14 protein-coding genes and 1 tRNA gene are annotated in these 12,515 nt (G+C 76.0%); 7 read left to right on the plus strand and 8 right to left on the minus strand.

Annotated elements, in window-relative coordinates; translation table 11 throughout:
• The 3 genes from GTQ99_RS12130 to nth form a co-directional block, all read right to left on the minus strand.
• A partial coding sequence (locus GTQ99_RS12130) for a CvpA family protein (RefSeq protein ID WP_166615992.1) occupies positions 1-528 on the minus strand: 528 nt, incomplete at its 3' end.
• Between the two features lie 5 nt (positions 529-533).
• Positions 534-1,250 (minus strand): NUDIX domain-containing protein, encoded by a 717-nt coding sequence (locus GTQ99_RS12135; protein ID WP_166615993.1) that lies wholly within the window; start codon positions 1,248-1,250, stop codon positions 534-536.
• Complete coding sequence (gene nth, locus GTQ99_RS12140; RefSeq protein ID WP_166615994.1) at positions 1,247-1,951, minus strand: endonuclease III; 705 nt, start codon at positions 1,949-1,951, stop codon at positions 1,247-1,249. Before nth ends, GTQ99_RS12135 begins: the two co-directional genes overlap by 4 nt.
• A 90-nt stretch (positions 1,952-2,041) precedes the next feature.
• Here nth and GTQ99_RS12145 point away from each other — a divergent pair, with 90 nt between their 5' ends.
• Positions 2,042-2,728 (plus strand): hypothetical protein, encoded by a 687-nt coding sequence (locus GTQ99_RS12145; protein WP_166615995.1) that lies wholly within the window; start codon positions 2,042-2,044, stop codon positions 2,726-2,728.
• 107 nt (positions 2,729-2,835) lie between these two features.
• The gene (locus tag GTQ99_RS12150) at positions 2,836-3,552 is read left to right on the plus strand and encodes a cyclic nucleotide-binding domain-containing protein (RefSeq protein WP_166615996.1); all 717 of its coding nucleotides are present in this window, start codon (positions 2,836-2,838) and stop codon (positions 3,550-3,552) included.
• Positions 3,553-3,591: 39 nt separating this feature from the next.
• Here the strand turns inward: GTQ99_RS12150 and GTQ99_RS12155 are convergent, their stop codons facing one another.
• The 4 genes from GTQ99_RS12155 to GTQ99_RS12170 all read right to left on the minus strand — a co-directional run bounded on the left by GTQ99_RS12155 (position 3,592) and on the right by GTQ99_RS12170 (position 5,447).
• Positions 3,592-4,278 (minus strand): MBL fold metallo-hydrolase, encoded by a 687-nt coding sequence (locus GTQ99_RS12155; RefSeq protein ID WP_166615997.1) that lies wholly within the window; start codon positions 4,276-4,278, stop codon positions 3,592-3,594.
• A gap of 76 nt (positions 4,279-4,354) precedes the next feature.
• Positions 4,355-4,825: an Atu1372/SO_1960 family protein gene (locus tag GTQ99_RS12160; protein ID WP_166615998.1), complete on the minus strand. Its 471-nt coding sequence runs from the start codon at positions 4,823-4,825 to the stop codon at positions 4,355-4,357.
• Positions 4,822-4,983, minus strand: coding sequence for a Sp36 family protein (locus GTQ99_RS12165; RefSeq protein ID WP_166615999.1), 162 nt, complete (start codon positions 4,981-4,983; stop codon positions 4,822-4,824). Before GTQ99_RS12165 ends, GTQ99_RS12160 begins: the two co-directional genes overlap by 4 nt.
• A 101-nt stretch (positions 4,984-5,084) precedes the next feature.
• Positions 5,085-5,447 (minus strand): WhiB family transcriptional regulator, encoded by a 363-nt coding sequence (locus GTQ99_RS12170; RefSeq protein ID WP_166616000.1) that lies wholly within the window; start codon positions 5,445-5,447, stop codon positions 5,085-5,087.
• A gap of 293 nt (positions 5,448-5,740) precedes the next feature.
• Here GTQ99_RS12170 and GTQ99_RS12175 point away from each other — a divergent pair, with 293 nt between their 5' ends.
• The gene (locus tag GTQ99_RS12175; protein WP_166616001.1) at positions 5,741-8,254 is read left to right on the plus strand and encodes a transglycosylase domain-containing protein; all 2,514 of its coding nucleotides are present in this window, start codon (positions 5,741-5,743) and stop codon (positions 8,252-8,254) included.
• A gap of 3 nt (positions 8,255-8,257) precedes the next feature.
• Positions 8,258-8,956: a GPP34 family phosphoprotein gene (locus GTQ99_RS12180; RefSeq protein WP_166616002.1), complete on the plus strand. Its 699-nt coding sequence runs from the start codon at positions 8,258-8,260 to the stop codon at positions 8,954-8,956.
• 9 nt (positions 8,957-8,965) lie between these two features.
• Here GTQ99_RS12180 and GTQ99_RS12185 read toward each other — a convergent pair whose 3' ends face one another.
• Positions 8,966-9,433, minus strand: coding sequence for a GatB/YqeY domain-containing protein (locus GTQ99_RS12185; RefSeq protein WP_166616003.1), 468 nt, complete (start codon positions 9,431-9,433; stop codon positions 8,966-8,968).
• A gap of 80 nt (positions 9,434-9,513) precedes the next feature.
• Here GTQ99_RS12185 and GTQ99_RS12190 point away from each other — a divergent pair, with 80 nt between their 5' ends.
• From GTQ99_RS12190 to GTQ99_RS12200, 3 genes are all read left to right on the plus strand, one after another.
• A complete protein-coding gene (locus tag GTQ99_RS12190) occupies positions 9,514-10,437 on the plus strand; it encodes a metallophosphoesterase (protein ID WP_166616004.1) in 924 nt (307 codons plus the stop codon).
• A 59-nt stretch (positions 10,438-10,496) separates the two neighbouring features.
• Positions 10,497-10,573, plus strand: a tRNA-Pro gene (locus tag GTQ99_RS12195).
• Between the two features lie 127 nt (positions 10,574-10,700).
• On the plus strand, positions 10,701-12,515 hold a 1,815-nt coding region (locus GTQ99_RS12200; RefSeq protein ID WP_166616005.1), incomplete at its 3' end, for a SpoIIE family protein phosphatase.

Below are 12,515 nucleotides of genomic sequence, written 5' to 3' on the forward strand. Positions count from 1 at the left end.
GTCCAGGCCGGTGAACACGCGCGGGAAGCCGCTGGCCTGCGCGGCCGACCAGAACCCGGCGAGCACCCCGCCGGTGCGCTCGGGCACGAGCGCGTCCACGGCCCCCACCACGCGCGAGCCCGTCACGGCCTGCACCACGCCGGGCAGCGGGGCGGTGCGCGCGGCGCCCGCCACGACCCAGACCACCAGCAGGGTGGAGACCAGCCCCGCGAGGGCGCCGAGCACGGCGTCGGCGAAGCGGGCGGGCCGCCAGCTGACCCGCGAGCGCAGCCGCAGCCCCACCAGCCCCGCGAGCAGGCGGCCCACGACGGCCAGCGCGAGGGTGCCGACGACCACGACGAGCGTGCGCCGCACCCCGGGCACCCAGCCGTCGACGACCTGCGGCAGCGCGACGACGCCGAGCGCGGCCCCGCCGACCAGCCCCGCGAGGCCGGCCAGCCCGACGAGCAGCCCCTCGCGGTAGCCGGCGACGAGCTGGGCGAGCAGCAGGGCCACGAGCAGGACGTCGAGGACGGTGGAGGGCGTCACCGCGCTCACCGCCCCGCCCACGCCAGCGCCTGCTCCAGGGAGATCTCCGTGCCCGCCCGCGGGCGCGGCCCGATCCCGCCGAGGTCGAGGACGCGCACGAGGACCTCGGCGGTGAAGCCCCACACGAGCAGGCCGCGGACGGCGAAGGCCTCCCCGACGTAGCCGCCGGGGGCGCGGACGCGGCGCACGGCCCGCGGGGCGAGCAGCTCGGCCAGCGGCACGCGCTCGACGCGAGCCACCTCGCCGGCGTCGCGGACCCCCACGGGGCAGGGCTCGCGCCAGTGCCCGACGACGGGGGTGACGCGGTGGCCGGAGTGGGCCAGCAGCAGCGCGGGCAGCTCGCCGAGCACGTCGACGCCCGCGGGCAGCAGGCCGGTCTCCTCGGCGGCCTCGCGCAGCGCCGTCGCCGCGGGCGAGGGGTCGCCGGGGTCCCGGCGGCCCCCGGGGAAGGCGACCTGCCCCGAGTGCTGGCGCAGGGTGCCGGCGCGCTCGGTGAGCAGCACCTCGGGCCCGGCGGGGCCGTCGGCGAAGAGGACGAGCACGGCCGCGTCGCGGTGCCGGTCCTCCCGGTCCGCGGGTCCCGGTGCGCCCCCGCGCCGGTCCTCGCGCCGGTCCTCGCGCCAGGCGAGGTCCTCGAGGGTCACGGTGGGCAGCCGCTCGGCGAGCGGGCGCAACCAGCCGGGCAGCGCGCTGCCGGCCCGCGGGGTGGTCCCGGCGCTCACGCCAGCGCCGCCGCGGGACCCCGCTTGACGAGCTTGGCCGCCGCGACGGGGTCGCTCTCGCCGATGCCGTACGAGGGGCACAGCCGGCTGACCGGGCAGGCGCCGCAGGCCGGCCGGCGGCTGTGGCAGGTGCGCCGGCCGTGGAAGATCATCCGGTGGTTGAACATCGTCCAGCCGCTGCGCTCGATGAGCCGCGCCAGGTCGGCCTCCACCTTCACCGGGTCCTCGTGCTCGGTGAAGCCCAGCCGCCGCGAGAGGCGGCCGACGTGGGTGTCCACGGTGATCCCGGGCACCCCGAAGGCGTCGCCGAGCACGACGTTGGCGGTCTTGCGGCCCACCCCCGGCAGCGTCACCAGGTCCGCCAGCCGCCCCGGCACCTCGCCGCCGAAGTCCGTCACCAGGCGGGCGGACATGCGCAGCAGCGAGTCGGCCTTGGCGCGGAAGAAGCCGGTGGGCTTGACGAGCGCCTCCAGCTCGGCCCGGTCGGCGGCGGCCAGGTCAGCGGCGGTGGGGTAGCGGGCGAACAGCGCGGGCGTGACCGTGTTGACGCGGGCGTCGGTGCACTGGGCGGACAGGATCGTGGCGACCAGCAGCTGCAGCGGCGTGCTGAAGTCCAACTCGCAGTGGGCGTCGGGGTAGCTCTCGGCGAGGATCCGGTGCACCCGCCGGGCCCGCCGGGTGCGGGCGAGCTGCGTCTCCACACCAGGAGGGTACGTCCCCTCCCCGCTCCGTGATCTTCCACGGTGCACCGTGGAAGATCACGGAACGGGGAGGGGACGAAGGAGCTGGTGGTGACGGTGCGCCGCGAGCGGGTGACGGTGCGCCGCGAGCGGGTGACGGCACGCCACCGGGAGGGTGACGTGCGGGCCGGTGCCGTCAAGGGCGCCCGGGCGGGGGACGACACCGCTGGCATGGTGAGGCGAGAGGGTGACCAGGCGAGCGGCACGCCCGAGGCGGAGGTCCTGCGGGACGAGCCGCTGCTGGCCGGCGGTCCCGCCGGCCGCTGCGCCGCGGCCGTGCGCCGCGAGCTCGCCGAGCTGCCGCTGCCCGCGCTGCGCCGCCGCCGCGACCTGCTCGCCGCGGAGCTGCGCCGCGTGCAGCACTGGAACCGGCTCGTGCGCGCCCGCCGCGACCTGCTCGTGGCCACCGCCTGCGGGCCCGAGGAGCTCGCCGTGCCGGTCGAGGCCGCCGCGCACGGCGGCCCGCTGGAGGTCCACCTCGCCGCCGGCGCCCCCCTCGACGGCGCCCTGCCCCCGGCGCTGTCCGGCGACGCCGACGTCCGGCTGCTGGACCCGGGCGCTGGGCTGCGGGCCCTGGTGCTGCTCGAGCGGCCCGCCGGCAGCGGCGACCTGCCCGCCCGGCTGCAGGAGCTGACCGCCGCCCAGCGGCGGCTGGAGGAGTACGCCGCGGCCCTGGAGGCCGAGCGCGGCGCCGCCGCGGAGGTGCTCGCCGAGCGCCTGGAGCTGCTGCTGGGCTGACCCGCGCCGCGGCCGCCGGCGTCTCGACGGTCCCCCCGGGCCGGTGTGGGGCAGACTGTCCCGACGAGGCGTCGAGGTGACGTGCGTCACGAACGGGGAGGTCGTCGGTGGAGCAGGGCCAGGTCGAGGGCGCAGCGGAGGCCGAGCGGCTCGGTGACGTCGTCCGGCGCGCGCCGCTGTTCGCCGCCCTCGACGACACGGCGTCGGCGGAGCTGCTGGAGTCGATGGGGTCCGTCCACCTGGAGCGCGGGCAGCAGCTGTTCGGCGAGGGCGAGCCGGGCGAGCGCGTCTACGTCGTGCGCACCGGCAAGATCAAGCTGGTCCGCAGCTGGCCCGACGGCCGGGAGAACCTGCTCGCCGTCCTGGGGCCCGGCGAGATGTTCGGCGAGCTGTCGCTGTTCGACCCCGGCCCTCGCACCAGCTCCGCGCGCGCGGTCTCCGAGGCCGAGCTGATCGCCCTGGGCCACGACGACATGATGCGCTGGCTGACCCGGCGCCCCGAGGTCGCCAAGCACCTGCTGCAGGCGCTGGCCCAGCGGCTGCGCCGCACGAACGTGGCGCTGGCCGACCTCGTCTTCACCGACGTGCCCGGCCGCGTGGCCAAGGCGCTGCTGGACCTCTCGCGCCGCTTCGGCCGCCCCATCGCCGACGGCCTGCTCGTCGCCCACGACCTCACCCAGGAGGAGCTGGCCCAGCTCGTCGGCGCCTCCCGGGAGACGGTGAACAAGGCGCTCGCGGACTTCGCCTCGCGCGGGTGGCTGCGCCTGGAGGCGCGCGCCGTCGTCCTGCACGACGTCGAGCGCCTGGCCAAGCGCGCCCGCTGACCCGCCGGCCCCGCCGAGCCGCCGCCCCGCCGAGCCGGGTCAGGGCAGCTCGACGCCCAGGTGGCGCAGGTGCGCGCGCACCGAGGACTCCGCGGCCCGCGCGAGGCGGCCCTGCAGCGGGCCGTGCACGGCGAGCACCACGGCGGCGAGGTCGCCCGCGCCGGCGTCCACGGCCGCGCGCACCTGCGCCAGCCGCTGCTCGCGGTGCTCCAGCTGCGCGCCCAGCGCCGCCCCCACGTCCGTGCGGGCGGGTCCGTGGCCGGGCAGCAGCACCTGCGCGCCCAGGCCCAGCAGCCGCCGCAGCGAGGTCAGGTGCTGGCCGAGGTCGCCGCCCTCGGCGATCACGGTGCTGCCGCGCCCGAGCAGGGTGTCGCCGGTGAGCAGCTCCCCGGTGCCCAGCAGCGCGCACAGCGAGTCGGCGGTGTGGCCGGGGGTGGCGAGCACGCGCAGCCGCAGCCCGGCCACCTCGTGCACGGCCCCGTCGGCGCTGCCGGGCCCGCCGCCGCTGCGCACGAGGGGGGCGGGGTGCTCGGCGAGGAAGGCGTCCAGCCCGCCGACGTGGTCGGGGTGGGAGTGGGTGGCGACGACGAGGGCGACGGTGCGCCCGGCCAGCGCGGCGCTCACGGCCGCCCGGTGCGCGGGCTCGTCCTCGCCGGGGTCGACGACGACGGCGGTGGGCGCACCGGGTGCCGACAGCAGCCAGGTGTTGGTCCCCTCCAGCGTCATCGCCGAGGGGTTGCCCTGGAGCACGCAGGTGGCCCGGTCGCCGACCGGGCCACCCCTCCAGGGCCGTGCCGCGCCCTCAGGAGCGGACACGCACCACGATCTCGACCTCGACGGGGGAGTCCAGCGGCAGCACCGCGACCCCGACCGCGCTGCGGGCGTGCCGGCCGGCCTCGCCGAAGACGGCCTGCAGCAGCTCGGAGGCGCCGTTGACGACGGCCGGCTGGCCGGTGAAGGCGGGGTCGCTGGCGACGAAGCCGACGACCTTGACGACCCGCTCGATGGCGTCGACGCCGCCCGCGGCGCTCGCGGCCGCGGCGATCGCGTTGAGCGCGCAGGTGCGCGCCAGCTGGTGCGCCGTCTCGGGGTCGACGAGCCCGTCGCCCTGGCCGACCTTGCCGGTCAGCGGCAGCGCGCCGTCGGTGAACGGCAGCTGCCCGGAGGTGTGCACGAGGTCGCCGTCGCGCACCGCGGGCACGTAGGAGGCGACCGGCGCGGCCACCGGGGGCAGCGCCAGCCCGAGCTCGGCCAGCCGCGCGGAGGCGCTCACCGCTCCCCGCCGGGGCGCTTGAGGTAGGCGACGAGGCCGTTGCCGTCGGGGCCGGTGAGGACCTGGACGAGCTCCCACCCGTCGCTGCCCCACTGGTCGAGGATCTGCTTCGTCGCGTGGACGATGAGCGGGACGGTCGCGTACTCCCACGTGGTCATGGGCGTCACCGTAGTGCGCCCGCGCCCGCGCGGGAGCCCCCCGGCAGCTCCGGGGGGCCGGCGAGGGACCTCCCGCGCGGCGTCCGCGCGCGCGGCGGCCCTCAGACCGCGGCGACCCGCTCCTCGAGCACGTCCACGCAGCCGGCCGGCACGGTGGTGCCGGAGCCGGTGACCGCACCGGCGGCGGTCGACAGGTGCGCGTCGCGGGCCGCTTCCAGCAGCCGCCGCCACGAGATCACGTTCGGCCGGCGCTTGAGCAGCGCGCGCCGCTCCCGCTCGGTCATCCCGCCCCACACCCCGAACTCGACGCGGCTGTCGAGCGCGTCCGCGAGGCACTCGGTGCGCACGGGGCACCCCCCGCAGATCTGCTTGGCACGGTTCTGCGCCGAACCCTGCACGAACAGCTCGTCCGCCGAGCTCGACTTGCACGCTCCGCGGCTGGCCCACTCCAACGTCCAGACCATCGACGGCCCCTCCCGTCAACGCCCGTCCCGGACCGCCGCGTCGCGGCGGTTCCCCCCGGTACCGGCGAACCTGTGAATCCCCCTGTTGCCCCGTGGTGGGGCACGTCCGCAGCGTATGCTCGCCGGTGCGGCAGGCCCTAGAGCCTCTTGTGACGAACGTGCGTAGTCACTTCGGGCTACCCCTCCCGGCTCAACCTCACTGCCGGTAGCGAAGCGGTCACGATCCTGCGGAGCGCTCGCGGAGGACCCGCTCGTGCTCTGGACCTGGCCGGAGCGGCGCTTACCCTGGGCCCATGGCTCCTCGCCCCACGCGCCGCCCCGTCTTCCGGCTGCTCGGCGCCTTCGCCGCCGTGAGCGTCGCCGCAGGCGTGCTCGGCGCCGGTCTCGTCGTGCCGGCGGTGGCCGCCTCCGGCAGCCTCACCAGCGAGGGCGTGGACATCTTCGACGAGCTGCCCACCGACCTGGGCGACCAGTCGCTGTCGGAGGCCACGACGATCCTGTACGCCGACGGCAGCGTCATGGCGCGGGTCTACGACCAGAACCGCATCGTCGTCGGCTTCGACCAGATCGCGCCGGTGATGAAGGACGCGATCCTCTCCATCGAGGACGACCGCTTCTACGAGCACGGTGCCGTCGACCTCAAGGGCATCGTGCGCGCGCTGGTCTCCAACGCCGGCGGCGGCGGCACCCAGGGCGCCTCCACGCTGACGCAGCAGTACGTCAAGAACGTCCTCGTCGAGCAGGCCGTCGAGCGCGGCGACACCGAGGCCGCCGCGGCCGCCACCGAGGCCGACGGCGTCGAGGGCTACTCGCGCAAGCTGCGCGAGATGAAGCTCGCCGTCGGGGTCGAGAAGGAGATGTCCAAGGACGACATCCTCGCCGGCTACCTCAACGTGGCGTACTTCTACAACGGCGTGTACGGCATCGAGGCCGCCTCCCGCTACTACTTCAACAAGCCCGCCGCCGAGCTGCAGCTGCCCGAGGCCGCGCTGCTCGCCGGGCTCGTGCAGAACCCCGTCGCCTACAACCCCGTGAAGAACCCGGACGCCTCGGTCAAGCGCCGCAACGTCGTGCTGGACCGCATGCTCGTCGTCGGCAAGATCGACCAGGCCACCCACGACGCCGCCGTCGCCGCGCCCATCGGCGTCAACCTGCAGCCGGTGCAGCAGGGCTGCATCAACGCCGGCTCCGCGGCCTACTTCTGCGACTACGTCACCCGCATCGTGGAGACCGACCCCGCGTTCGGCGCCACCGAGGACGACCGCAAGAAGCTGCTGCGCTCCGGCGGCCTGACGATCAGGACGACGCTGAACCCGCAGGTGCAGATCACCACCCAGGACGCGGTGAACAACGGCGTCAACCCGGGCCAGCGGCCCCGGATGGCCGCCTCCGTCGTCCAGCCGGGCACCGGGCAGATCCTCGCCATGGCCCAGGACACGGTCTTCTCCGTGGACACCGACCAGGTCGGCGTCACCCAGGTCAACTACAACGTCGACAAGATGTACAACGGCGGCAACGGCTTCCAGACCGGCTCGGCCTTCAAGGCGTTCACGCTCGCCGAGTGGTTGAAGTCGGGCAAGTCGCTCAACAGCACCATCAACGCCCCGCACAGCGGCAACGACCCGTTCAGCTCCTTCACCGCCTGCGGCGTCAAGCCGCGCGACTCGACGGTCTACAAGTACTTCAACGCCGAGTCCAACGAGGGCGGCGTCATGACGATCCGCGAGGCCACCGCGAAGTCGGTCAACACCGCCTACGTGGAGATGGAGAAGCGCCTGGACCTGTGCGGCATCGCCGCCACCGCGCAGTCGATGGGCGTGCACCTGGCGAACCCGGACAACGCCTCCGTGCCGGCGCAGAAGGCGCACGACATGAGCAACACCAACGACGCCAACGGCGGGGTCAACACCGACCTCTACGTCAGCCCCTCGCTGACCCTGGGCGTCAACGAGATCGCCCCGCTGACGATGTCCGCGGCCTACGCCGCCTTCGCCGCCGACGGCACCTACTGCAGGCCGATCGCGATCACCGAGGTGCTCGACACGAACGGCGAGCCGCTGGCCATCCCGACCGCCGACTGCAAGCAGGTCCTGGACCCCAACGTCGCGCGCAACGTCACCTCGGCGCTGGGCAGCGTCATCTCCGGCGGCACCGGCGGCTCGGCGCGCATCGACCGGCCGGCCGCCGGCAAGACCGGCACCACGAACGACTCCTCCGACGCCTGGTTCGTCGGCTACACCCCGCAGCTGTCCTCGGCGGTCTGGATGGGCCACGCGGACGGCACCTCCTCGCTCAACCGCGAGCGCATCAACGGCAAGGGCCGGCGCACCATCTTCGGCGGCACGATCTCCGCGCCGACGTGGAAGAACATCGTCGGCCCCGCCTCCGACCAGCTGGGCCTGCCCGAGGTCGGCTTCCCCGACGCCAGCAACGCCGGCCTGACGACGACGAACTCCGACGGCAGGATCCGCGTGCCCAGCGTCGTGGGCCAGTCCGTGGAGTCGGCGCGCAGCGAGCTGGAGGAGGCGGGCTTCCGGGTCCGCGTCGCCGCGGGCACCGTCGCCTCCAACAGCGTCCGCCGGGGCCTGGTGGCCAGCCAGAGCGCCCGCTCGGCCACCGCCGGGGCGACGGTCACCATCACCCGCAGCTCCGGCCCGGCGCCCAGGCCGACCCAGCAGCCGACGCAGGCGCCGGAGCCGACGCCGGCGCCCACCCAGGCGCCCAGCCAGGCGCCGGTGCCGCCCGCGGACGGCGGCGCCCAGCCGCCCGCCCCGGCGCCCGCGGCGGCCGAGCCGGCGCAGGGCTGAGCCGTGGCGGGGGAGGCGGGCGGCGGGCGCGCCCTGGTCGAGGACCTGGCGCTGCTCACGCTCTCGCCCGCCTCGGGCCGGCCCCTGACCGACTCCACCCGCACGCCGCCGCTGCTGGCGGGGGCGCTGCTCATGGACCTGGCCCTGCGCGAGCGCGTCGTCGCGGGCGAGCGCAGCCGCTGGTGGGGCCGGCAGCTGGAGGTCGTCGACGCCTCGCCGACCGGTGACGCGCTGCTCGACGAGGCGCTGCGCAGGCTGCGCCGCAGGAGCGTCCACGCCCGCGGCGCCGTGCAGCGCATCGGCGGGCACCGCACCACCGGCGCGGTGCGCGAGCGGCTGGTGACCTCCGGCCTGGTGCGCCACGAGCCGGGCGGCTTCCTCAAGCTGTCGCGCTGGTACCCGGACGCCGCCGCCCGCGACGAGCTCGTCGCGGCCGTCGCCGCGGCGCTGAAGGCCCCCGACCCGGCGGCGGTGCCCCCGCGCACGGCGTCGCTGGTCTCGCTGCTGCACGCCGTCGGCGCGCTCGGCAAGGTGGTGCCGCAGCTGGGGCTGAGCCGCGCGCAGCTGCGCGAGCGCGGCAAGGCGTTCGCCGACGGCGACTGGGCCGGCGAGGCCGTCGCCGCCGCCGTCCAGGCCGCGCAGGCCGCCGTCACGAGCGCCGTGGTCGCCGCGAGCGCGGCGACGGCGGGCGCCTCCTCCTGAGGGTCGCGTTCAGCCCTGCAGGCGGGCGCGCACGGCCCCCGACAGCCGCTTGCCGTCGGCGCGGCCGGCGACCTTGCCCTTGAGCGAGGACATCACCGCACCCATCGCGCCCATGCCCGTCAGCCCCTCGGAGGTCGCCACCAGCACGGCGTCGTCGACGAGCGCGGCGAGCTCGTCGTCGGTGAGCGGGGTCGGCAGGTACGTCTCCACCACGCCCAGCTCGGCGCGCTCGCGCTCGGCCTGCTCGGTGCGCCCGGCGCCGTCGTAGGCCTCGGCCGCCTCGCGGCGCTTCTTGGCCTCGCGCTGCAGGACGGCCACGACCTCCTCGTCGCTCAGCGTGCGGGCGCTCTTGCCGGCGACCTCCTCGCCGCGCACCGCCGTGAGGACCATCCGCAGGGTCGCCGAGCGCAGCTCGTCGCGCGCCTTCATGGCGGTCGTCAGGTCGGCCTGCAGGGAGTCCTTGAGGGTGTCGCTCATGGGGGCGATCCTGCCACCCGCGTCCACGCCTTTCCCCCGCGTCTTCCCCCCGTGCGAGGGCCGTGCGCCAGGATGAGCGGATGGTCAGCGCTGCGGGAGTCCTCAAGGCCGCCACCGCCACCGCCGGCGGTCTCGCCGTCGCGGGAGCGGCCGGTGTCGCCTACGCCGCCGGGTACGAGGTGAACGCCTTCGTGCTGCGCCACGCGCTCGTCCCCGTGCTGCCGGTGGGCCGTGCGCCGCTGCGCGTGCTGCACCTGTCCGACCTGCACCTGGTGCCGAGCCAGCGGCGCAAGCGCGAGTGGGTGCGTGCCCTGGCCGACCTGGAACCCGACCTCGTCGTCACCACCGGCGACAACCTCGCCGCCCTCGACGCCGTCCCGGCCGTCCTGGACACCTGCGCGGGCCTGCTGCAGCGCCCGGGGGCGTTCGTGCTCGGCTCCAACGACTACTGGGGCCCGAAGCCGCGCAACTGGGCGAAGTACCTCTACGCGCGCCGGGGCCCCAAGGCGCCCTCGGGCCCGCGGCTGCCCACCGAGGAGCTGGTGCGCGGCTTCACCGACGCCGGCTGGGTCGACCTGGACAACGCGCGCACCCGCCTGCACGTCGCCGGGCTGGACCTGGAGCTCGTCGGCGTCGACGACCCGCACCTGCGCTACGACCGCTACGAGGACGTCGCCGCCCCGGCCGCCGCGGACGCGGACCTGACCATCGCCGTCACCCACGCCCCCTACCGGCGCACCCTGGACGCCATGACCGCCGACGGCGCGTCCCTGCTCATCGCCGGCCACACCCACGGCGGGCAGCTGTGCGTGCCCGGCTACGGCGCCCTCGTCACCAACTGCGACCTGCCGCGCGCGCAGGCCTCCGGCCTCTCCCGCTGGTCCGCGGGCGGGCACGAGGCGTGGCTGCACGTCTCCGCGGGCCTGGGCACCTCCCCGTACGCGCCGCTGCGCTTCGCCTGCCGGCCGGAGGCCACGCTGCTGGAGCTGGTGCCGGTGCGCTGAGCGGGAAGGTGGTCGAGACCACCCCCGAGCGTCGGCTATCCTCGTGCAGGCAGATGCCACGGGGTGTGGCGCAGCTTGGTAGCGCGCTTCGTTCGGGACGAAGAGGCCGCAGGTTCAAATCCTGTCACCCCGACCAGCAGGACCGAGGGCCCGGAACCGCGAGAGCGGGGCCGGGCCATCGTCGTGTCCGCGGCCGTGCGCCGCGCCCCTACGATGACCTGCCGGGCCGCCGCCCGATCCCTCCGACGAACGGGTGCAGACGGGTGAGCGACGCCCCGCAGGTCGACCTGGCCACCGTCTTCGACGCCGTGCCGACCTCCTACGCGGTGCTCGACGCGGACCTGCGGTTCGTGGCGGTCAACCGCGCCTTCATGGAGAGCTCCGGGCGCTCGCGCGAGGAGCTGATCGGCCGGCGGATCCTCGACGTCTTCCCCGACAACCCCGCCGACCCCGGCACGCGCGCGACGGCCAACCTCGAGGCGTCCCTGCGCCGGGTGCTGCGCACCGGCCGCCCGGACACGATGCCGCTGCAGAAGTACGACGTCGCCGGTCCCGACGGCGTCTTCCGCGTCCGCTGGTGGAGCCCGGTGAACGCCCCGGTGCTCGACGAGGACGGGCGGGTGGTGCTGCTGCTGCACCGGGCGGAGGAGGTCACCGACTACGTCACCGAGCGGCTGCGGCAGCGCCCCGGCTCGGCCGTCGACCTCTACGACGCCCTTCGCGACGTCCCCGCCGAGCGCCACCAGGCTGAGGCGGACCTCTACGTGCGCGGGCAGGAGCTGCGCGCGGCGCTGACCACCGAGACCGCGGCGGCGCTGCGGCTGGCCGGGATGATGCGGGTGGCGCTGCGGCTGAGCGGCGCCCAGAGCGTCGCGGAGCTGACCGACATCGTCATCGGCAGCGGGTTGGGCGTGCTCGGCGCCGAGGGCGGCGCCGTCGCCGTGCGCACGAGCGCCGCCGGCGGCCCGGACGCGCTGGAGCTGACGATGACCGACTCGCTGGGGGAGCGGGCGCGCCGCACGTTCCAGCACGTGCCGCTGGACAGCCCGCTGCCGGTGGCCGTGGCAGCCGCCACCGGCGAGGCCGTGGTGCTGCGCGACCACGAGGCGTCGCTGGCCTTCACCCCGCAGATGGAGGAAGTCGTCACCAGCACGGGCCTCGGCTCGTGGGTGTCCCTGCCGCTGCAGGCCGCGGGGCGCTCGGTGGGCGGGCTGGCGATCGGCTGGCGCGAGGCGCAGGCCTTCACCGAGCGCGACGTCGAGCTGATGAGCGCCTTCGCCGCGCAGTGCGCCCACAGCCTGGCCGCGCTGCAGGCCCGCGAGCAGGAGCGCCGCGTGGCCGGTGAGCAGCGTCGGCTGTCGGAGGCGCTGCAGCGCAGCCTGCTCACCGCGCCGTTCGAGCCGGACCACCTGCAGATCGCCGTGCGCTACCTGCCCGCCGCGGCGCAGGCGCAGATCGGCGGCGACTGGTACGACTGCTTCCTGGCCCCCAGCGGCGCCACCACCCTCGTCGTCGGGGACGTGGCCGGGCACGACCGCGACGCCGCGGCCGCCATGGCCCAGGTGCGCAACCTGCTGCGCGGGGTCTCGATGACCCTCGGGGAGCCGCCCGCCGCGGTGCTGACCGGGCTGGACCGCGCCATGACCCACCTCGGCGTCGGCGTCATCGCCACCGCCGTGCTGGCCCAGGTGGAGCAGACGGACGCCGAGCGGGCCGCCGGGCTGCGGACGCTGCGGTGGTCCAACGCCGGGCACCCGCCGCCGGTCCTGCTGGCCCCCGACGGCACCGCGCGGCTGCTGCAGACCCGGGCGGACCTGCTGCTCGGGCTGCTGCCCGACGCCGAGCGCGCCGACCACGCGGTGACCCTGGAGCCCGGTGCCACCGTCGTCCTCTACACCGACGGCCTCGTGGAGCGCCGGGACGCGCCGTTGCAGGACGGGGTGGAGTGGCTGCGCGCCACCCTGGAGCAGCTGCACGACCTGCCCGTCGAGGAGCTGTGCGACGCCCTGCTGGCCCGGCTCGACGGCCCCCTCGGGGACGACGTCGCGCTGCTGGTGCTGCGGGCCCACCCCGAGGAC

The organism is Kineococcus vitellinus (genome assembly GCF_009906315.1).
In the GTDB taxonomy this organism is placed as follows: domain Bacteria; phylum Actinomycetota; class Actinomycetes; order Actinomycetales; family Kineococcaceae; genus Kineococcus; species Kineococcus vitellinus.